Here is a 21,068-nt window from a genome sequence, read left to right as displayed (position 1 = left end):
TGAACGGCGTTCAAGTGGGCTTGTATCCGGTCACCGGCTCTGGCTGCGCGCGGCCGCGACCATGCCGGCGGCGATCCGCTCGACCTCCTCCGCGGTGCACACATAGGGCGGCATCGCGTAGATCAGGTTCCGGAACGGGCGCAGCCACACGCCCGCGCCGACGGCCGCGTCGGTCACGGTCTGCATGTCGACTGGCCGGTCGAGTTCGATCACGCCGATGCCACCGAGGACCCGGACGTCCGCCACGCCGGGCACGTCCCGCGCCGGAGCGAGGCCGCGCTCGAGCCCCTCGTTCAGCGCCGCGACCTCGGCCCGCCAGTCCCGCGAGAGCAGCAACTCCACCGCTGCGCACCCCACCGCGCACGCCATCGGGTTCCCCATGAACGTCGGGCCGTGCATGATGCCGCCGCCCTCGCCGGCGCTGATCACCTCGGCGACCTCGGTGGTGCACAGGGTCGCGGCGAGCGTGAGATACCCGCCGGTGAGCGCCTTGCCGACACACATCACGTCCGGGGCGACGCCCGCGTGGTCCGCCGCGAACAGTTCCCCGGTGCGCCCGAAGCCGGTCGCGATCTCGTCGAACACCAGCAGCAACCCGTGCTCGTCGCACAGGCGACGCAGTTCCCGCAGGTAGTCGGGGTGATGGAAGCGCATGCCGCCCGCACCCTGGACGACGGGTTCGACGATGACGGCGGCCAGTTCGTCGCGGTGCTCGACGACGATCCGTTCGAACTCGGCGACGTAGGCGGGGTCGAACTCGCGCGGCGGCGCCGGCGCGAACACCTGCCGGGCCAGGACGTCGGTCCACATCGAGTGCATGCCGCCGTCGGGGTCGCAGACGCTCATCGGCGCGAACGTGTCGCCGTGGTAGCCGCCGCGCCACGTCAGCAGCCGGTGCTTCTCGGATCGACCCTTGCTCCGCCAGAACTGCACGCACATCTTGACGGCCACCTCGACCGACACCGAGCCGGAGTCCGCGAGGAACACCTTGTCGAGCCCGTCGGGCGTGATCTCGACCAGCAGTTCCGCGAGCCGGGCCGCGGGCGCGTGGGTGAGTCCACCGAACATGACGTGGCTCATCCGACCCAACTGGTCCGTGACCGCGGCGTCGAGCACCGGGTTGCGGTAGCCGTGCACGGCCGACCACCACGAGCTCATTCCGTCCACCAGTTCGGTGCCGTCGGCGAGCGTCAGCCGGGCACCCTGCGCGGACTCGACGACGAGCGGGGCGGTCGAGGCCGGGAACGCGCCGTACGGGTGCCACAGGTGCGTGGTGTCGATCTCGACGATTCGGTCGGAGGGCATGCTCAGGGGGTTCACGCTGCCCGACTGTAGGTGTCCCGGCAGACGGACACGGCACGAGGTAACGCCAAGGACACGGCCGGGTAACGTGGAGGTGGCCGCTGCCTACTTCTGGCATGCGGCGCCTCCGCCCCGCCGACCGAAAGGACTGCGTGTCAGCCCGCGCCATCGACCGTGCCGCTGGTCACCAGCAAGTCTCCGCAGCCCCCGTTCGCGCAGCTCACCGCAACGATCTCGACGGGCTCCGCGGGCTCGCGATCGGCCTGGTGGTCGCGTACCACGTGTGGTTCGGCCGAGTCTCCGGCGGCGTCGACATCTTCCTCGCACTGTCGGGTTACTTCTTCGTCGGCTCGCTGTTGCGTAGCGCCGAGTCCGCGGCGTTGCTGGATCCGGTTCCGGTCGTGCGCCGCGTCACCCGACGGCTCATGCCCGCGCTCGTCGTCGTCCTGGCCGCGGTGGCGGTGTTCACCGTCACGTACCACCCGGCCACGTCGTGGTACGAGACCGCCAAGCAGACGACCGCGTCGCTGCTGTTCCTCCAGAACTGGCACCTCGCCGACACCGCGAGCGACTACCTGGCCGCGGACCCGTCCGTCAGTCCGCTGCAACACCTTTGGTCCATCTCGGTGCAGGGCCAGTTCTACCTGGCCGCGCTCGTCGTGGTGTTCGGATTCGCGTGGCTGCTGCGCTCCCGAGGTCTCTCGGTCCGCGGCCCGCTGACGGTCCTGCTGAGCGTCCTCGCCGTCGCGTCGCTGACCTACGCGGCCACGAGCGACCTCCCGCAGACGTGGCTGTACTACGACTCCGGCGCGCGCATGTGGGAACTGCTCGCCGGCGGTGTCCTCGCGTGCGTCGCCCCGTGGTTGCGGGTCCCACGCGCGGCACGGATCGTGCTGTCCGTCACCGGTCTCGCCATCGTGTTCGGCTGCGGCATGCTGCTCGACGGCCGCACCCAGTTCCCCGGCCCGTGGGCCCTGGTCCCCGTCGGCGCCGCGCTGGCCCTGATCGTCGCCGGCAACACCGGGGCGGGCGGGGCGGACGACAACCCGTTCACCCGCGTGCTGGCGTCCCGTCCGCTGCTGCGCCTCGGCACGATCGCCTACGCCCTGTACCTGTGGCACTGGCCGATCCTGATCGCCTATCTCGTGCTGAGCGAGCGCACGGACGCCGGCCTGACCGGCGGCCTCGTCGTGATCGCGCTGTCGCTGGTGCTGGCCGAACTGACCACCCGGCTGATCGAGACCCCGATCCGGCGCCCCTCCGGCACCGGACGCACCCGCACGGCGCTCGTCGCGGTCGCGTCGACGCTCGCGGTCCTGCTGGCCGCGGGTTCGGTGACATGGGCCGGATTCATCGACCGCCGCACCGAGCAGTGGGCGCAGCACACCGATCTCGATCCCCTGACCCACCCCGGGGCGGCGGTGCTGGTCGCCGGCGCCGACGTCCCGCACACCCGCGAGGAGCCGTCCCGCTACGTCGCGCACGCCGACCTGCCCGCCGCCACCCTCGACGACTGCATGTCACAGCAGGGCCAGATCGACCCGTTGACCTGCACCTACGGGGATGCCGACGCCGAGCGCGCCATCGCACTGATCGGCGGTTCGCACGCCGAGCACTGGCTGCCCGCACTCGACCTGCTCGGCCAGGAACATCGATTCCGGGTGGAGACATACCTGAAGGTGGGCTGCCCGGCGGTCCTCCCCGCCCCCGACGCCGAGGTCGGCGAGTGCGAGGAGTGGACGTTCGGGGTCGTCGACGCCCTCACCGACGCCCGTCCCGACTTCGTCTTCAGCACCTCCACCCGGCCCACCCCGGAGGGTCCCGGCGACTACACCCCGGACACGTACGTCGCGCTGTGGCAGGAACTCGCGGGCCGCGACATGGACGTCATCGCGCTGCGCGACACGCCGTGGCTCGAGAGCGACGGCGTCCAGTACCGGGCCGCCGACTGCCTGGCCCGCCGCGGCGGCACCGCCGAGTCGTGCGGGATCGACCGCGCCGACGTCCTGTCCGCGATGGACCCGGCGCAGGCCGCGGCCGCCGATCTCCCGACCGTACGACTGCTCGACCTGTCCGATGCCGTGTGCCGGACGGACCGGTGCCGCGTCATCGAGGGCAACGTCCTGATCTACCGCGACTCGAACCACCTGACCGCGACGTACGTGCGGACCTTGACCCCGGAACTCGATCGCCTGCTCGGACCGGCGACCGACTGGTGGTGAGGCCGCCCGACCGTCGCCGCCGCGCGGCCGCCCGGGCCGTCAGTCGCGCAGATCCTGCTCGCGCCTGACGGCCAGGGCGACGGCCCGCTCGAAGGTGTCGACGAGCACCGCGCGCCGCGCCACCTTGTGGTCGTCCTTCGGCTCGAGTGCGTCGATGTACCCGTCCCACACGCGCAGGTACCGCTCGCGCCAGTCGCGCAGCACGGCCACCGACGGAAATGTCGCGCCGACCCGTCCCGGTTCGACGATCTCGGTCAGGATCTCGAGCCAGGCCGGCACCATCTCCCCGCCCCACTCGTCCGGTTCCAGCGCGGAGTCGTCGGACGCGTCGGCGAACTGCTCCGCGATGTCGCCGATGATCCGGTCGGTGACCTCTCCGAACCCGTCCGCCACCGTGTCGCTGTCGAAGTTGCCCGGACCCCAGACGCCCATCCAAACCCTCCCCTGCCGACCGTGTGCCGTATCGGGCGCAGCGTAGCGGGATCCGGGCCGACCGGTCGGGGCGGTCTTTCGCCCGCCTGCCAGACCGCCGCCACACTTCCGGGTATTCCAGCAGTTCCGTGCCGCGCAGAATCGGGAACCTAGGGGGTATCGGGGCGAGCCGTGATCCCGCTGCGGCGCAGCCGTTCTCAGTGCGCCACCGGGCACTTGCCGGCGTAGTCCACCTGCAGTTCCTTGATCCCGTTGATCCACCCGGACCGCAGTCGGCGCGGGTCCCCGAGCTTGGTGATGTCGGGCATGTGATCGGCGATCGCGTTGAACATCAACTCGATCTCCATCCGCGCGAGGTTCGCCCCGATGCAGAAGTGTGCGCCGGTGCCACCGAACGCGAGGTGGTCGTTGTCGGTGCGGGTGATGTCGAACCGCATCGGATCCTCGAACACGTCCTCGTCGAAGTTCGCCGACGAGTAGAACATCACGACCCGATCGCCCCGACGGATCGTCTGACCGCCGAGTTCGGTGTCCGCCAAGGCGGTTCGCTGGAATCCGACGACGGGCGTGGCCCAGCGGATGATCTCGTCGACGGCACTCGCCGGACGCTCCCGCTTGTACAACTCCCATTGGTCGGGGTTGTCCATGAAAGCCATGATGCCGTGCGTGATCGCATTGCGGGTGGTCTCGTTGCCGGCGACCGCGAGCAGCAGCACGAAGAACCCGAACTCCTCGGACGCAAGACCGTCACCGTCGACGTCCGCCTCGACGAGCGTGGTGACGATGTCCTGCGCGGGGCACTTGCGCCGCTCCTCGGCCATCGCGTACGAGTACGCGAGGATCTCGGCGGACGCGGTGGCCGACTCCTCCGCGAACTCGGGATCGTCGTAGCCCATCATCTGGTTCGACCAGTCGAAGATCTTGTGCCGGTCCTCCTGCGGCACGCCGATCAGCTCCGCAATCGCCTGCAGCGGCAACTCGCAGGCCACCTGTTCGACGAAGTCGCCGGATCCGGCGGCCACGGCGTCCTGCACGATCTTCTCCGCGCGCGCCTTCAGCGCCGGACGCAGACTCTGGACGGCGCGTGGCGTGAAGCCGCGGGCGATGATCTTGCGGAGCTTGGTGTGCTCGGGGGCGTCCTTGTTGATCAGCAGGTGCCGCATCAACTCGACGGTCTCGCGGGGCATGTCGTCGGAGAAGCGCGCGATCGCGGTGTTCTCCCAGGTCGAGAAGACCTCGCTGTTGCGCGAGACCTCCTTGACGTCCTCGTGGCGGGTCACCGCCCAGTAGCCCTCGTCGGCATAGCCGCCCTTGGTCGGCGGCTGCTCCACCCAGTGGACCGGGGCCGACTTGCGGAGCGCCGCGAACTCGCCGATCGGCAACCGCTGCTCGTAGACGTCGGGGTCGGTGAAATCGAAACCTTCGGGGACGCCGGGAATTGCCATGCCGCACACCTTCTCTCGGGACCGGTGCAGACCGTTCAGCGATCCGCGTGACCATGATCACACGCACGCGAGAGATCTCGCTTGGTCATTCCGCACAGCTCAGCGGGCGGAGGTTGTGCGATGAGTACAAACCTGACGCTCACCGCTCGCGTCGTGTTCCGCCGGATCGAACCCGACCGATTTCCCCGACCACTCCCCCGGATGCGAGGCTGTGACGCATGGCGTCAGATCCTCGTTCAGACATCCTCCCGGCCGGACACTCCGACGCCGGGGGGTCGCGGGGGTCGCTGCTCGCGGACGACTGGGCGGAGATCGACGACCCCGGACTCGACCACCCGGTCCACTTCTCGCTGGCGGGTGCGCACGCCCACCTGTCCCGCACCGTCGGTCGGGCGGGCACCTACGCGGAGGAGGTGTCCACGTTCTGCTCGGTGCCCGCCGACCCGGAACCCGCGGACTGGGACGACCTCGCCCGGCTCCTCGGGCCCGGCGGCTTCGCCGATCTCTTCAGCTGCCCGGAACTCCCTCCCGCGCACTGGGATCCAGTGTTCAGCCTCGACGGATTGCAGATGGTTGCGCCGCCGGCCACGGACTGGCGCCCGGTCGCGACGGAGGACGACGTTCCCGCCGGGTGCGCACTGGTCGAACTCGGCCCGGCGGATCTGCCGGAGATGCTCGAACTGGTGACCGAAACACGCCCGGGCCCCTTCTGGCCCCGCACCCCGGAATTCGGCACCTACCTCGGGATCCGGCAGAACGGCACGCTGGTCGCGATGGCGGGTGAGCGACTGCGCCCGCCGGGATGGACCGAGATCAGCGCGGTCTGCACCGCGCCGGCGGCACGGGGCCAGGGCCACGCCGCCCGCCTGGTCCGGGAACTCACCGACCGGATCTCCGCCCGCGGAGACAGGGCCTTCCTCCACGTCGCCGGCACCAACACGCAGGCGATCAGCGTCTACCGAGGACTCGGCTTCCGCCCGCGCCGCGAGGTGACGTTCCGCGGGTTCCGAATCCCCTAGTGCGCGCCGCATTCCGGCGCCACGGGGCGGCGGCCATACTGCTCGGATGAGCATCACACGGTGTGCCGACCTGTCGGCTGCGCGCTGGCTCGAGCGGTCGGACGAGGACTGGCAACGGCTGGCCGCCCGCGGTCCGCGCGGCTTCGAGAAGTACGCGCGCCTGAGATTCATCCCCGACCCCAGCTATCCGGGACAACGCGAAGGCGAGGTCCACGTCGGCCCGGACGCGCTGTCGGACAACGAACAACTCGCTGTCGTGCTGACCGAACTGGCCCAGCACACCACCACGCCTGACGATTGCCACTTCTGCATCTGGGACGGGTGGCCCAGCTTCAGCGGGGACGATCCGATGCCGAAGGTCTCGATCCCGAACCGCGACTACTTCCTGTTCCGCGGATCGCTCGCCGACGTCGCCGACTGGGACGCCCGGATCAAGTCGCTGCTGGACGACACCGAGGCCCCTCCCCCGGCCTTCGCATGGCCGGCCGATCACGCGTGGTGCGTGACGAGCGACGTCGATCCGCATTTCGCGTCGATCGGTGCCCACGCCGACGCGGTCGATCGGCTCGTGACCGACACCCGCGTCGACGTCGTGGTCGACGATCCCGACACGGAGCCGCCGTACTACTGCTGAGGCCCGGCACCTGCCTTTGCGGCGCGTGCACCCTCGATCCAGGGCGGCGAAAGCGAAAGGGCCTGCGAGGCAATCGCTCGCAGGCTCCTTCTACGGCCGGATCAGCCGAGTCGTTCGAGGAGTTCGGCGCGCTGGTTCGACCCGAGACCACCCATCCGGCGGGTCTCGGAGATGCCGAGGTCGGTGATGATCTCGAGGGCGGTGGCCTTCCCGATCTTCGGCAGCGACTCGAGGATGTAGAGGACCTTGGCGCGGCCGACAATCTCGTCGGTGCCGGCGCGGCCGAGGACGTCGGCGAAGCTCGCCTTGCCGGTCTTGAGTTCCTCGCGGAGCGTGGCCCGTGCGCGGCGCGAGGCGGCGGCCTTCTCGAGCGCCTGGGCGCGCTGTTCGGGGGTCAGGGTGGGAAGTGCCATGTATCGGTCCCTTTCGTGGTGTCTCGACTGGTCAGCGTCGGGTGCGACCGTAGTCGGGACCTCCGACAGGGCAGGGTGGATGCCGAACACCGGCTACCGCTGCCGGGGCCATGTCGCTGGACGCCGGTGCAGGCTCGTCTCACGGTGCTCGAGCTGTGCTCGACGGATGCCGTGGTTGATCTTCGGGACGCTCGACGTCGACGGCGGGTACGGCGTGTGAGAGCACAACCATGACGCGAGACGCCCGGGTCTGCCCTCGCAGGAACGAACCCGTCCAGCCCCCGAGGACGCCGCGGACGTGATCTGTCCGTTCCGGCCCGCGGGAGGAGCGGGTTTCCTCTCGACGTCGTGCAGGTACTCGATGACGACGGGACGGTAGATGCGGGGAATGCTCACGGCAGGACCACCTCGAACAGCACCCACCAGAACGTGCCATCACCCCATGCACAGCACCACAGATCAGATGTCATCTATCCGTGCAGTGGCCCCTCGTTGTTCTGCGACACAGAAACCACTGCGGATGAGCCTCCCCGATGTCACGATGCTCGCCACGGATACTGGTGTCATGAGAAGGCCCGTTGGATTTCGCGCGGCAGTCACCACAGTCGTCGTCGCGACCGTTGCCGCGGTTTCACTGGCGGCCCCTGGTACCGCGGCGGGCGCCCCTGCGGACTCCGAGGTGCGGTACGTCGCGCTCGGTGATTCCCGGGCCGCCGGACCGTCGCTCGACCGGATCGCGGAGACCAACGGGTGTAAGCGCTCGAACCTCGGCTATCCGAACCTCGTCGCGCGGGGAGTGAACGCGGCGTCGTTCCTCAACCTGTCATGCTCCGGCGCACGAACCGAGAACGTGACGAACACCCCGCAGCAGACGTCGTCCGGCGCGGTGCCTCCGCAGATCGACCGACTGCCGGCGGACACCACGCTGGTGACCCTCAGCATCGGCGGAAACGACATTCGCTGGCCGAAGCTGATTTCCCGGTGCTACGCCAGTGGACCCGGCGGTGATGCGGGATGTCGCACCGATCCCGCGATCACTCGCGACGCGGCATCGGCCCTGGCGGATCTCGCGCCGAAGGTGTGGTCGACCCTCGCGGCAATCAGAGCGAAGGCACCCTTCGCCCGCGTCGTCCTCGTCGGGCACGGCGGGATCTTCGACAACCGCGGATGCTGGCCCAACCTCCCGATCAGCGACGCCGACGCCGTCTGGGTCAACGGGTTCTTCGCGGTGTTCAACGGTGTCCTGGCGACGGCGGCCGCGACGTCCGGCGCGCAGTTCGTCGACGTCGCCGCGGGGTCGCAGGGGCACGATGCGTGCGCGGCACCCGATCAACGGTGGTTCGAGGGACGCCAAGCCGGCCCGTCCGCGAGCCCGCTGCACCCGAACGCCGCCGGCATGGCACACATGGCGCGTCGGGTACTCGACGTGGTGCACCACTGACCCACAACTGGACGCACGAAGTCTTCCAGTTGTGGGTCGGTGACACCGAGTGATTGCCGCGCGGGACCTGAGCGAACGCGCGTCAGGACGATCCCAGCGTCCCCGGAAGCTGTCCCGGCGGGGTCGGAATCGGATTGAAAACGTGCAAGTTCTGTGAGAACGGCACCCGGATCAGCTGATGCGTCTGCCCCCACGGATCGAGCTGGAAGCAGTCGAGCGGAAGCGGGCCGGTCAGGGCCCCCGGGTAGGTGTAGCAGTAGATGTCGCCCGTACCGAACGGACCGAGCAGGTTCGAGTTGTTGTCCCACGACCTGCTGGGCTCCCACGGCAGCTTGAACCACCTCGTGTTCAGCTCGTACCCGGGTGGCGGAACGTAGCCATGATCCGCCGCACTCGCCTGCGGCCCGGTTACTTCGGACCGGCACCGAGATCCCCTCCCGTTCCATATCGAACCCGGGAGGCACGTTCACCTTCGCACTGCCCAGCGAAAGTGCGCGGATCGCGCCGACTGCCTTCGAGGAGCGGCTGGGGTCCCAGCCGGATCAGTCGACGTCGTAGACGGTGACGGCCACTCCGCGGGCGCACAGTCCGTCCCGCACCAGCGGTTCGACGCGCTCCCATTTCCCGCCCGCCAGGCCGCAGCCGATGCGCGGCATGTGCACGGTGGCCCCCAGTGCCAGGGCGTGGTCGGCCACCGTTCGCAGGCAGGCTGCGATGGCCTCGTAGCGCACCGGCGGGCCGCCGCTGCCGCGCCTGGTGCCATGCTGTCCGACCATGTTGGCCACCCAGGTGTCCGGTTCGACCTGGACCAGGCGCACCGCGCCCAGATCGAAGCCATTGCGGGCTCGTTCCCGGTGCCAGGCACGGTAGTCGCGCTCGGGTTCAGGCCAGCGCTTGGACAGGGCCAGCACGAACCCCTTGCCCCAGCCGCCGCGGTCGTTGCACACGTGAGCGATGATCTTGGGCCCGGCGGCCTGGGGGCTGGTGGCGTCGCCGCGAATGAGGCGCAGCGCCGCGGAAGTACCCGGAATATCGGACATGTCGGCCACGCTAGCAAGTGGGTAAGACACACAGCAGGGGACGACGCACCCACTAGGTACTGCGGTCCGCCAACCACCGCTCCACCGCCGCCGGACACCACAGACGCGCGGTCACCACGCGGCAGATCGACTCGCCGGCGAGTTCCACGATCTGCGGCCAGATCCGGTTCCGATCAAAACCATGAACCGAAAGGTTCTGCAGTCCAACGCCTTTCGCTGATATCGGTCTACTCCGCCGTAGCGGACGAGCATCGTGCCTCACGCGGCACAGCCGACCGGGACCCGGTGTACGTGCGAACCACTCACCCACCGAAGACGTCGAAGCACTTCAACGCGAGCTCGAGCTTCAGCCGTCGCGTCAGGATCTCGCCGCCGAGGAGCTCCTCCACCCGCTGCATGCGGTACCGGACGGTGTTCTTGTGGATTCCCAGGCGACGGGCGGCGGCCTCGTGGTTGCCGTGGCAGCCCAGCATCGCACGCAGGGTGTCGCGGAGGCGTTCGGAGGCTCCGTCCGCGCCGAGGAGACCGGCCAACTCCCGCTCGACCAGTGTGCGCATTCCATCGGGATCCGCCGACAGCATCGACACGACCTCGACGTCCGTGTAGCGGGTCACGACGTCCCGACGCTTGCCGACCTCGGCGATCCGCTGCGCTGCCTGCGCCTCACGATGGCTGCTGCGAAATCCGGCGATGCCGGGGGCGGGTGCACCGACGGCGAGTCGCACGCCGTGCGGGATCAGACTCCGATCGATCACCCACGCGTCGTCGCCGTCGTTCGCGATCCACGACCACACACCGTGCGCCCCTGACGGCACCGTCAGGGTGCGCCGCCCGCGCGCGATCCGAGTCATCACCCTGTCGAGAGAGCCCGCGAAGGATGTCGAGTCGTCGACCCACGCAACCACCGCGGTGTGCTCGAGCCGCAACGGATACCCGAGCAGACCGGACGACTGCGCAACACCGCCACCGCCGTCGAGGATTTCGCGCACGGCCGTCACACGGGAGGCGAAGGCCCCCTGCAGCAGCCGTTCCCGCTCGTCCGAGTAGGTGACCGCGAGTTCGTCGAGCATTGCGTTGAGCAGCTCACTGGTCTGCGACCACATCGTGGTCAGAACCTCGAGCTTGAACTGGGGATCGAGGTCCTCCTGTTGGAGGAACTCGGTGGCGAACGAGAGCATCGCCCGATGTCCGGCGTGGTAGAGCTGCGACAGGACCCGCAGCTCGAGCCCCCGCTGCGCGACGGTGCGGGCGAGCGCGTGGGCCTCCACCGAGATCGGCGCCGCGGCCGGGCCTCCCGCCGACGACGGTCCGCTCGCGACCAGGAAGGCACTCAGCTGGCTGCGGACCGCGGACCTCAGGTCGCGCTGCAGTTCGGCGTCCGCGGCCAGCTCGGGAACATCCGCGCTGAACGACTCCTCGAGACCCGACAGGAAGACGTCCAGAGCGTCCTGCGTCAGCGTCGTCGTGAGGTAGTTCCGCAACCACTGGTCGGCCGGTCCGCGCGCCTTCACCCGCACTCATACCTTTCCGGATCGTGTTCGCCACCGACGATCCGCGTCTCCACCGTAGACGCGGCGCCTGTGATGGTGCGGCAGGGAAACGCCGCAGGCGGGCCGTCGCTACCGCAGATCGGCCCCGGTCATGCGCAGCGTGACGTAGTCGCTGTCGACGAGGGACGACTCGAACAGGACGTCGCCGCGGGCCAGTGCCGTGCGTGCCGCCGGGGCCAGCGTCTCCCACCAGGTGTCGAGGTCCCGCCGGCGACCGTACAAGAAGTCCGACACCGGGCCCTGGAGGATCGCGAAGTGCGGCAACGCGTCGTCGACCGGGGAGACGTAGCAGACACTGTCGTCTCCGCACACGCTCATGACCTGGCCGATGAACTCCGGCGGCACGAAGCCCTGCGGCTTGCGCAGCAGCGCCAGACGCGCCCGCTCCGACAGGCAGCCGTAAAGGTACTCGGGATCCGGATTCTCGTCCGCCATGTCCTGAAACCTAGCGCCGCCCGGCGGCAGTGTCCCGGGAGTGATCGAATCGTGCGATGCTCGACGACACGAGCGAATCTCCCCCCGAAGGAGCGCGGTATGAAGGCAATCCAGTACACCCGGATCGGCGCGGAGCCCGAACTGGTCGAGATCCCGATGCCCGAACCCGGCCCCGGCGAGGTGCTGCTCGAAGTCACCGCCGCCGGCGTGTGCCACTCCGACGAATTCATCATGAGTCTGCCGGCGGAGGCGTTCGGCTACGACCTGCCGATGACGCTCGGCCACGAGGGCGCCGGCAGGGTCGCCGCCGTCGGCGCCGGCGTGACCGACCTCGACATCGGCACGAACGTCGTCGTGTACGGGCCGTGGGGCTGTGGGCGCTGCTGGCACTGCGCTCAGGGTCTCGAGAACTACTGTTCCCGCGCAAAGGATCTCGGTATCGCCCCACCGGGCCTCGGCGCTCCGGGCGCGATCGCCGAGTACATGATCGTCGACTCGCCCCGGCACCTCGTCCCGATCGGTGACCTCGACCCCGTCGCCACCGTGCCGCTGACCGACGCCGGCCTCACGCCGTATCACGCCATCAAACGATCCCTCGGCAAGCTGCGCGCGGGCTCATACGCCGTGGTGATCGGCACCGGCGGCCTCGGACACGTCGGCATCCAACTCCTGCGCCACCTCTCCCCCGCGCGCATCATCGCGCTCGACGTCAACGACGAGAAGCTCGCGTTCGCCCGCGAGGTCGGCGCCCACGAGACGGTGCTCTCGAACGCGGACGCCGCCACGAACGTCCGGAAGATCACCGGCCCCGCCGGTGCGGCGCTCGTGCTCGACTTCGTGGGTCTGCAGCCGACCCTCGACGTCGCCACCGCGGTTGCCGGAGTCGGGTCGGACGTCACGATCGTCGGGCTCGGCGACGGGAAGGCGGCCGCCCGGGTCGGCTTCTTCACCGGCGCGTTCGAGACGAACGTCGCGTCGCCGTACTGGGGTTCGCGCAGCGAACTCATCGAACTGATCGACCTCGCGCACCAGGGCGTCCTGGACATCGCGGTGGAGCGGTTCTCGCTCGACGACGGCGTCGAGGCGTACCGGCGGCTCGCCGCCGGGACACTGCGCGGCCGGGCGGTCATCGTGCCGTGAGCGGCCGCGTGTCCACCTCCACTTCGTAGCCGAGCCGGTATCCGGACGCCCGGTCACGGTCGCCGCGGCGCAGTACCGTGGCAGAACGAGCACCGACGAACAGTCGATGACCATCATCCCTCCCGGGGGTCGTGTTGGACGTCGTGTTTCCCAGCACCGGGACGATCGCCCGCGAGGCGGTTCCCTCCCTGTTCCTGGGCGTGGCCTCCGCGGGTATCCCGATCGTGATCGTGATCGCCACGGACCGGGTCACCGATCTGCTCTACACCTGGATCCCGGACCTCGTCGGGTTCGACGGATTCGCCCGATGGTGGATCTTCGCGGTCCTCACCGGGATCGGCGTGCTCGTCGGTCTGCTGGTGTGGATGCTCCCCGGCCACGGGGGACCCGATCCGGCGACGGCCGGCCTGGTCGGGCCGCCCATCCCGATGAAGTCGCTGCCGTCGCTCGCGCTCGTCGTGATCCTCGCCCTCGGGGCCGGCGTCAGTCTCGGCCCGGAGAACCCGCTGATCGCGATCAACGTCGCGGTCGCCGCCTGGGTGCTGGCGCGGTTGTGGCCGAGTGTGCCGACCAAGCGCGTGGTGTGGCTGACGACGTCGGCGACGATCGGAGTCCTGTTCGGGACGCCCCTGGCGGGGCCGCTGGCGTTCGTCGAACTCGCCGGGCGCCGCCCGAAAGGTGAACTGTGGGAGAACATGTTCGCCCCGCTGGTCGCCGCCGGGGCCGGGACCGTGACCATGTTCCTGCTCGACCGTCCGATGCTGATCCTCGACGTCCCCGACTACCGGTGGCCGACGATCGGCGACGTGCTCATCGGCTCCCTCGTGGCCGTCGGCACCGCGGCGCTCTTCCTGCTGGGTGTGCCCGCGTTCCACCGCATGCACGCCCTCTTCCACGCGTTGCCGAACCCGGTGCTCGGCGTCGGCCTGGGCGGCGCGGTCCTCGGTGTCCTCGGCGCGGTCGGCGGCCCGGCCACGCTGTTCAAGGACGCCGACAATATGGCCCGGGTCACCGCGGATGCCGCGAACCAGTCCGCGGGCCGGCTCGCGCTCTGGGCGCTGATCAACCTCGCGGCGCTGCTCGTCGCGTCCAGCTGCGGATTCCGCGGCGGACGTACCTTCGCGTCCGTGTTCGTGGGTCTCGACGTCGGGTTGTTCGTCCACGCGGTCTTCGACAGCGTCCCTCCGGCGCTGTCCATCTCGTGCGCGGTCCTCGGGGCGCTCGTCGTCGCGGTTCGCAGCTGCTGGTTGGGCCTGTTCATCGGCGCGACGATGGTGGCGTCGTTCGGCGTGATCCCGGTGCTCTGTGTCGCCGTCTTCCCGGTCTGGCTGCTCGCGGTGCACCGCGGCCAACTGGTGGTGGGCCCCAACACGGTCCCCTTGGAGAAGCACGTCAGCTGACCGTCGGCCCCGCGGCCCCGCGACCGCGATCCCTACGCTGGGAGATTCCGTATCGTGTTCCCGTGCGGGGGATCGCCCCGCGCGGTCGACTCCAGTGCCGAAGGTTGCGAGCGTTGACACAATCCGACTCCCCTGCCGTTGTCCCCTGTCCCGGTGAAGTTTTCGTCTTCCCGCTCGCACGCATCGGGCGCTACGGCGCATGCCAGGTGGTGGCCGTCGATGATGCGCGAGGGTTGGCGACGGTGGCGGTCCTCGCCTGGACCGGCACGGCGGTGCCCGAGGTCGCCGCGCTTGCCGACGTGCCGCGGATGGTGCGGGACTTCATGTTCTGGACGCCCGCGGAGATCCTGAAGAACGTGCCCGTCGAAGTGCCGGCCGAGTACGTGAGGATCGGCACGCTTCCCGTGACCGGCGAGACCACCACACGTTCCTACGACGCCTGGGATTTCGCCCCCGACGTCATTCGACAGTACCGATGGGACACGCTCCCGAGCGAGACGACGGCGGCGTTCCGGACGGCGCTCGCGAGCGAGGAAACGGTCACGGTGCCGGGCCTCGCCTACGCCCGCGGCGGCGCTCGGTACGAAACGCGCCTGCTCGCCGCGCGCACGTTCAGCGATCACGCCGACTACTCGGTCGCCGAGGACTTCCAGATGGAGTCGCTGCGTGCCTGGCCCGCGCTCTACCAGCTGACACTCCAGTCGTGGCGCGACGACCTCCTGCCGTTCCTCGAGTCCTCACCGCTCGTCAAGGATCTGACCCTCACCAGGCACGGGCAACGCGAGATCGACCTGTCCCGGACGGGTCTCGACCGGCTCACGATCGACGTCACCGGGCTCGAACTCCTGGTGCTCCCACCCAGCCTCGACCTCTTGAACCTGCACGGCACCGGAGGGGACGTCGGCCGCGACCTGCGCGTCGTGGCCGATGACGCCGGCCGCTGGATCACCGTGCACCTCACCGGAACCGTGCCTGCAGTCCGCGGACTCGACCGCGTGCACGGGCTGAGGATCGGCGTCATCGAGAACCTGGATGTCACCGACGTCGCCGAGCGCTTCCCGGGCATCGCCTGGCTGCACCTGTTCGGCGCTCCGGGCCTGCTCCACAGCCTCGACGGGTTGCCGGCCCTGCCGAGGCTGGCGTCCCTGTGGATCTGCGACCTGTTCGGTTACGCGCCCGATGATTTCCCCGGCCCGGACGAACTCCCGACACTCACGAGTCTCGACCTCGACAGCATCCCCGCCGACGTCGCCGCCCGCGTGCGCGCCCGATACAGGAAGGCGCCGCGCGTCGAGGTGACCGTCCGCAGGCCCCGCAAGCCCGAATGGCTGGCCGAGAACCTCGAGAACCCGCTGCGCCACTGGGACGGCCGCGACGGCATCCCCCGCACGGTCGCGAAGAAGGCCCGCACGGCGTTCATCGCCGCCCTCCGCCAGGTCCGCGACGAGTCACCGACGGACGAGAACACCGTGACCGCCGCGGCAACCGGGTTCCTCGACACGATCGCGGCCCTCAACCGCAAGCACCAGTTCCTCTACACCCTGGAACGCGAGGAGGTCATCGACGCCGTCGACACCCTCACCGCCGGTCTCTCCCCCGAAGCCCACCGCGCCCTCGAACCGCTCATCGAGGACGCCCTCGACGACTGACCGCCACGATCGACTCAGTCGGTGTCCGGTTCGTCCTCGATGATGCGGCCGGTTTGCAGGTCGATCTCGATTTCGCGCTGGTCGCCCTGCAGGTCGACGAGGTCCACCTCGGCCGTCGGCCGCCCGTCCTCCTCGTCGAGTTCGATGCTCAGGATTCCGGGCGTCGGCGCTCCTTCCTGGGCCTCCGCGACGCCGGATCCCCCGAACATCGCGCCCATCCCGACGGCCACGGGCCCGAGCACCGCAACCGCTATCAGTGTCAGTTCACCGGCGTCCATGACAACGTGCACCTCGTCGGTCTCGATGGCGATGTCGCACCATCCACGCTAGCCGTGTCCCACCGCGTCGTCGACCTCGACGGCCTCGCTCGGGCTAGGGTTTCCGCATGGAGCGTACGGACTCGCCGCCGACCCCACGGGTCGAGGTGTGGCCGGGCAGCGCGTACCCGCTGGGCGCCACCTACGACGGCGGCGGCACCAACTTCTCCGTGTTCTCCGAGGTGGCCGACGCCGTCGAGTTGTGCCTGATCGCGAAGGACGGCACCGAGACGCGGATACCGCTGGACGAGGTGGACGGATACGTCTGGCACGCGTACCTGCCCTCGGTCGGCCCCGGCCAGCGCTACGGCTTCCGGGTGCACGGACCGCACGACCCGGCGTCCGGCCTGCGCTGCGACCCGTCCAAGCTCCTGCTCGACCCGTACGGGAAGGCGTTCGACGGCGCCTTCGGCGGCGACCCGTCGCTCCGCACATTCGGCGAGGGCTCCCTGGGCCACACCATGACGACGGTGGTGATCAACCCGTACTTCGATTGGGGCGCCGACCGGCCACCGCGCACCCCGTACCACGAGACGCTCATCTACGAGGCGCACGTGAAGGGCATGACCGCGACGCACCCCGGTGTGCCGGAGGAACTCCGCGGAACCTACGCGGGCCTGGCGCACCCCGAGGTGATCGACCACCTGCGGTCCCTCGGCGTCACCGCGATCGAACTGATGCCGGTGCACCAGTTCATGCACGACCAGATCCTGCTCGATCAGGGACTGCGAAACTATTGGGGATACAACACCTTCGGCTTCCTCGCCCCGCACGCGGAGTACTCGTCGGCCACCAAGCCCAGCGGCGTGGTCACCGAGTTCAAGGCGATGGTCCGCGCGTTCCACGAGGCCGGCATCGAGGTGATCCTCGACGTCGTCTACAACCACACCGCCGAGGGCGATCATCGGGGCCCGACGCTCGTGTTCCGGGGCATCGACAACGCCGCGTACTACCGGCTCGACGACGACGATCCCGCGCTGTACAAGGACTACACGGGGACCGGGAACAGCCTCAACGCCCGGCATCCGCACACACTCCAGCTGATCATGGATTCGCTGCGGTACTGGGTCACCGAGATGCATGTCGACGGCTTCCGCTTCGACCTGGCGTCGACGCTGGCACGGGAACTGCACGACGTGGACCGGCTTTCCGCGTTCTTCGACCTGGTGCAGCAGGATCCGGTGGTCAGTCAGGTGAAACTGATCGCCGAGCCGTGGGACGTCGGCGAGGGCGGCTACCAAGTGGGGAACTTTCCCGGCCTGTGGACCGAGTGGAACGGCAAGTACCGCGACACAGTCCGCGACTACTGGCGCGGTCAGCCCGCGACGCTCGGCGAGTTCGCTTCGCGCCTGACCGGCTCGTCGGACCTGTACGAGGCCACCGGACGCCGGCCCGGCGCGAGCATCAATTTCGTGACGGCCCACGACGGGTTCACGCTCGCCGACCTGGTGTCGTACGACGAGAAGCACAACGAGGCCAACGGCGAGGAGGGCCGCGACGGCGAGAGCCACAACCGGTCCTGGAACTGCGGTGTCGAAGGCCCCACCGACGACCCGGAGATCCTGGCGCTGCGCGCCCGCCAGCGCCGGAACATCCTCGCGACGCTGCTGCTGAGCCAGGGCACCCCGATGCTGGCGCACGGCGACGAGATGGGCCGCACCCAGCACGGCAACAACAATGTCTACTGCCAGGATTCGCCGCTGTCCTGGATGGACTGGACGCTGGCCGGGTCGAACGCCGACCTGCTCGCCTTCACCCGCCGCGCGACGGCGTTGCGCGCGGCGCATCCGGTGTTCCGGCGCCGTCGGTTCTTCGCCGGCAGACCGGTCCGCGACGAGCACGGCCGCGACATCGCCTGGCTCACCCCGTCCGGGCGGGAGATGACGACCGAGGACTGGGACAGCGGCTTCGGCAAGGGACTCGTCGTCTACCTGGGCGGCGACGCGATCCCCGAACCGGACAACCGCGGCCGCCGTGTCGTCGACGACTCGTTCCTGCTGTTCTTCAACGCGCACGACGGGGACCTCGCGTTCACCGTGCCCGGCGGCGATCGCCACGCCGCGTGGCTCGGCGAGCTGGACACCGCATCACCCACGGGCGCAACGGATCTCGCGACCAAGTCCGGTGAGGTCCTCACCGTGCCGTCCCGGTCCCTGCTGGTGCTACGTCGGGACCGGCCGTCATGAGACCGGTCACCGCGACGTACCGACTCCAACTACGGGGTGATTCGTTCACCCTCGACGACGCCCGCCGTCTCGCGGACTATCTGGACCGACTCGGCGTCTCCCACCTGTACCTGTCGCCCATCCTGACGGCGACGGCGGGATCCACTCACGGCTACGACGTCACCGACCCCACCACGGTCTCGTCCGCACTGGGTGGGCGCGCCGCCCTGGTCGCGCTCTCGGCCGAGTTGAGCGAGCGCGGCATGGGCCTGATCGTCGACCTCGTCCCCAACCACCTCGGTATCGCCCACCCCCAGGAGAACCGCTGGTGGTGGGATGTTCTGATGCACGGCCGCCGGTCGCCGTTCGCGCGGTTCTTCGACATCGACTGGCGCGAGGACAACGGTTCGGACGGTCGCATCGCACTGCCCGTCCTGGAGGACGCGTCCGATCTGAACGGTCTGCGGATCGATCGCAGCAACGGCACCCCGCTGCTCGCCCTCGGCGACGCCCGGTTCCCGATCGCGCCGGGCACCGACGAGGGCGAACCCCGCGAGGTCCACGATCGGCAGGCGTATCGGCTGGTGGGCTGGCGGGACGGCGCCGTGGGGTATCGCCGGTTCTTCGCGATCAACGACCTGGCCGCGGTGCGCCAGGAGGACCCGCGCGTGTTCGACACCACCCACCACCAGTTCGCGTCGTGGGTGCGTGACGGACTTGTCGACGGTGTCCGGGTGGATCACCCGGACGGCCTGAGCGATCCCGCCGGATACTTCCGGAACCTGCGGGAGGTGATCGGCCCCGACCGCTGGCTGGTGGCCGAGAAGATCCTGGCCCCGGACGAGCCGTTGGATCCGACGCTGCCGATCGACGGCACCACCGGGTACGACGCGCTGGCCGAGTACGGCGGCGTCTTCCTCGACCCCGACGGCGCGCCGGTGCTCACCGAACTCGCCGGCCGCGCGGGGGCCCCGGGGGACGCGACGTGGTTGCGGGACAACGGGACCGAGCTGCGCCGCCGCGCCGCACGCAGCGACCTGGCACCCGAACTGCGCCGCCTCGCCCGGGCGGTCCTGCGCGATTCGCCGACCTTCTGCAACCCGGACCTGCTGCGCGACGCGCTCGTCGAGGTGCTGGCGACCGCACCGGCGTACCGGACCGACTACGCCCCGCTGACCCGCACGCTCCCCCGCCTGATCGCCGACACCCTCGACCGGCACCCGGAGTGGCGGTCCGCGTTGACCACGCTCGCCGGCGCCCTCGTCACCGGGAGCGAGTCGCACACACGCTTCCAGCAGGTGTGCGGCGCGGTCACCGCCAAGGCCGTCGAGGACTGCCTGTTCTACCGCACCGCGCGACTGGTGTCGCTGCAGGAGGTGGGCGGCGATCCAGGACGTTTCGGGCATTCGATCGCCGAGTTCCACCTGCGGGCCGCCGACCGGGCCCGGCTGTGGCCGCGGACGATGACGGCCCTGTCGACGCACGACACCAAGCGCGGCGAGGACGTCCGGGCCCGGATCGGCGTGCTCTCGCAGGTTCCGGAGCTGTGGGTGCGGTGCGTCGCCGACTGGGAGATGTCCGCCCCCAGCCCGGACGGGGTGATCGGGCTGTTCCTGTGGCAGAACATGTTCGGCATCTGGCCGGTCGACGGGCGGGACCCCGCCGCCGTCCCGGACCTCCGCGACCGGTTGCACCGGTTCGCCGAGAAGGCGGCCCGCGAATCCGGGACGAGGACGTCCTGGACCGAGATCGACGCGCACTTCGAGCACGCCCTGCACGCGTGGATCGACCGCATCGTCGACGGCCCCGTCGGCCGCAGCATCGGCCTGGTCGCGCGGCAACTCGCGCCGCACGGTTGGTCGGACTCGCTGGGGCAGAAGCTGCTGCAGCTGTGCGGGCCCGGCATCCCCGACGTCTACCAGGGCACCGAACTGTGGGAAGACTCGCTGGTCGACCCGGACAACCGTCGCCCCGTCGACCACGAGGTGCGGCGCGCCCTGCTGAAGTCGATGGACACCCCGGGCGTGGAGACACCACCGATCGATGCCTCCGGCGCCGCGAAGATGCACCTGACCCGCGCCGCCCTGCGCCTGCGCCGCGACCGGCCCGACAGCTTCGTCGGCGGCCACTACCGTCCGGTGTTCGGCGTCGGCCCGACGGCCGAGCACCTCGTGGGATTCGCCCGCGGCCCGGCCGGCGAAGCGTCCGACGTCATCGCGCTCGCCACCCGCCACAGCGTTCGCCTCGGCGAAAGCGGTTGGGAGAGTTCCAGCGTGGCACTCCCCAACGGCAGCTGGTTCGACCGACTCACCGGTGAGCTCTACGCCGGCGCCGCGCCGCTGTCCAAGGTGTTCGGCCGGCTGCCCGTGGCGCTGCTGGTCCGACTGGACCGGCCGTGACGGGTCGGGGCCTTCACCGTCTTCCTGCCGGCCCCGGACGCTATCGTGGCGCGGACAGCACTGAA

17 protein-coding genes are annotated in these 21,068 nt (G+C 69.8%); 9 read left to right on the top strand and 8 right to left on the bottom strand.

Annotated elements, in window-relative coordinates; translation table 11 throughout:
* Positions 1–30 precede the first annotated feature (30 nt).
* Positions 31–1,305, bottom strand: coding sequence for an adenosylmethionine--8-amino-7-oxononanoate transaminase (locus tag EGT67_RS12935; protein ID WP_127916675.1), 1,275 nt, complete (start codon positions 1,303–1,305; stop codon positions 31–33).
* Between the two features lie 149 nt (positions 1,306–1,454).
* Between EGT67_RS12935 and EGT67_RS12930 the strand changes: the two genes are divergently transcribed.
* Positions 1,455–3,524 (top strand): acyltransferase family protein, encoded by a 2,070-nt coding sequence (locus EGT67_RS12930; RefSeq protein WP_241566008.1) that lies wholly within the window; start codon positions 1,455–1,457, stop codon positions 3,522–3,524.
* Between the two features lie 39 nt (positions 3,525–3,563).
* On the opposite strand, the gene EGT67_RS12925 is transcribed toward EGT67_RS12930, so the two are convergent.
* Both EGT67_RS12925 and EGT67_RS12920 read right to left on the bottom strand, forming a co-directional pair.
* Positions 3,564–3,956 (bottom strand): DUF4259 domain-containing protein, encoded by a 393-nt coding sequence (locus EGT67_RS12925; RefSeq protein WP_127916480.1) that lies wholly within the window; start codon positions 3,954–3,956, stop codon positions 3,564–3,566.
* Positions 3,957–4,153: 197 nt separating this feature from the next.
* A complete protein-coding gene (locus EGT67_RS12920) occupies positions 4,154–5,401 on the bottom strand; it encodes a cytochrome P450 (protein WP_127916479.1) in 1,248 nt (415 codons plus the stop codon).
* A 218-nt stretch (positions 5,402–5,619) separates the two neighbouring features.
* Here EGT67_RS12920 and EGT67_RS12915 point away from each other — a divergent pair, with 218 nt between their 5' ends.
* Together EGT67_RS12915 and EGT67_RS12910 are read left to right on the top strand one after the other, a co-directional pair.
* Positions 5,620–6,420: a GNAT family N-acetyltransferase gene (locus EGT67_RS12915; protein ID WP_127916478.1), complete on the top strand. Its 801-nt coding sequence runs from the start codon at positions 5,620–5,622 to the stop codon at positions 6,418–6,420.
* 46 nt (positions 6,421–6,466) lie between these two features.
* Positions 6,467–7,054, top strand: coding sequence for a hypothetical protein (locus EGT67_RS12910; RefSeq protein WP_127916477.1), 588 nt, complete (start codon positions 6,467–6,469; stop codon positions 7,052–7,054).
* Positions 7,055–7,155: 101 nt separating this feature from the next.
* Here the strand turns inward: EGT67_RS12910 and mihF are convergent, their stop codons facing one another.
* Positions 7,156–7,467, bottom strand: a complete 312-nt coding sequence (mihF, locus tag EGT67_RS12905; protein ID WP_127916476.1) for an integration host factor, actinobacterial type — start codon at positions 7,465–7,467, stop codon at positions 7,156–7,158.
* A gap of 565 nt (positions 7,468–8,032) precedes the next feature.
* Here mihF and EGT67_RS12900 point away from each other — a divergent pair.
* The gene (locus EGT67_RS12900; RefSeq protein ID WP_127916475.1) at positions 8,033–8,908 is read left to right on the top strand and encodes an SGNH/GDSL hydrolase family protein; all 876 of its coding nucleotides are present in this window, start codon (positions 8,033–8,035) and stop codon (positions 8,906–8,908) included.
* A 542-nt stretch (positions 8,909–9,450) separates the two neighbouring features.
* Here the strand turns inward: EGT67_RS12900 and EGT67_RS12895 are convergent.
* The 3 genes from EGT67_RS12895 to EGT67_RS12885 form a co-directional block, all read right to left on the bottom strand.
* Positions 9,451–9,948: a macro domain-containing protein gene (locus EGT67_RS12895; protein ID WP_127916474.1), complete on the bottom strand. Its 498-nt coding sequence runs from the start codon at positions 9,946–9,948 to the stop codon at positions 9,451–9,453.
* A gap of 302 nt (positions 9,949–10,250) precedes the next feature.
* Positions 10,251–11,459: a PucR family transcriptional regulator gene (locus EGT67_RS12890; RefSeq protein ID WP_127916473.1), complete on the bottom strand. Its 1,209-nt coding sequence runs from the start codon at positions 11,457–11,459 to the stop codon at positions 10,251–10,253.
* Positions 11,460–11,567: 108 nt separating this feature from the next.
* On the bottom strand, positions 11,568–11,933 hold the full coding sequence (locus EGT67_RS12885; RefSeq protein WP_127916472.1) for a hypothetical protein: 366 nt from the start codon (positions 11,931–11,933) through the stop codon (positions 11,568–11,570).
* Positions 11,934–12,032: 99 nt separating this feature from the next.
* Between EGT67_RS12885 and EGT67_RS12880 the strand changes: the two genes are divergently transcribed.
* From EGT67_RS12880 to EGT67_RS12870, 3 genes are all read left to right on the top strand, one after another.
* Positions 12,033–13,073, top strand: a complete 1,041-nt coding sequence (locus EGT67_RS12880) for an NAD(P)-dependent alcohol dehydrogenase (RefSeq protein WP_127916471.1) — start codon at positions 12,033–12,035, stop codon at positions 13,071–13,073.
* A gap of 143 nt (positions 13,074–13,216) precedes the next feature.
* Positions 13,217–14,473, top strand: a complete 1,257-nt coding sequence (locus tag EGT67_RS12875) for an ion channel protein (protein ID WP_241566007.1) — start codon at positions 13,217–13,219, stop codon at positions 14,471–14,473.
* Between the two features lie 113 nt (positions 14,474–14,586).
* The gene (locus tag EGT67_RS12870) at positions 14,587–16,122 is read left to right on the top strand and encodes a hypothetical protein (protein WP_127916470.1); all 1,536 of its coding nucleotides are present in this window, start codon (positions 14,587–14,589) and stop codon (positions 16,120–16,122) included.
* Positions 16,123–16,136: 14 nt separating this feature from the next.
* Here EGT67_RS12870 and EGT67_RS12865 read toward each other — a convergent pair whose 3' ends face one another.
* Positions 16,137–16,400, bottom strand: coding sequence for a PepSY domain-containing protein (locus tag EGT67_RS12865; RefSeq protein ID WP_127916469.1), 264 nt, complete (start codon positions 16,398–16,400; stop codon positions 16,137–16,139).
* 107 nt (positions 16,401–16,507) lie between these two features.
* Here EGT67_RS12865 and glgX point away from each other — a divergent pair, with 107 nt between their 5' ends.
* Both glgX and treY read left to right on the top strand, forming a co-directional pair.
* Complete coding sequence (gene glgX / locus EGT67_RS12860; RefSeq protein ID WP_127916468.1) at positions 16,508–18,625, top strand: glycogen debranching protein GlgX; 2,118 nt, start codon at positions 16,508–16,510, stop codon at positions 18,623–18,625.
* On the top strand, positions 18,622–21,003 hold the full coding sequence (gene treY, locus EGT67_RS12855) for a malto-oligosyltrehalose synthase (protein WP_127916467.1): 2,382 nt from the start codon (positions 18,622–18,624) through the stop codon (positions 21,001–21,003). Before glgX ends, treY begins: the two co-directional genes overlap by 4 nt.
* The last annotated feature ends 65 nt before the right edge of the window (positions 21,004–21,068 follow it).

Source organism: Prescottella agglutinans, assembly GCF_004011865.1.
GTDB classification, from domain to species: domain Bacteria; phylum Actinomycetota; class Actinomycetes; order Mycobacteriales; family Mycobacteriaceae; genus Prescottella; species Prescottella agglutinans.
The sequence above is the reverse complement of the archived record's forward strand: the minus strand, read 5'-3'. Positions and strand labels throughout refer to the sequence as shown.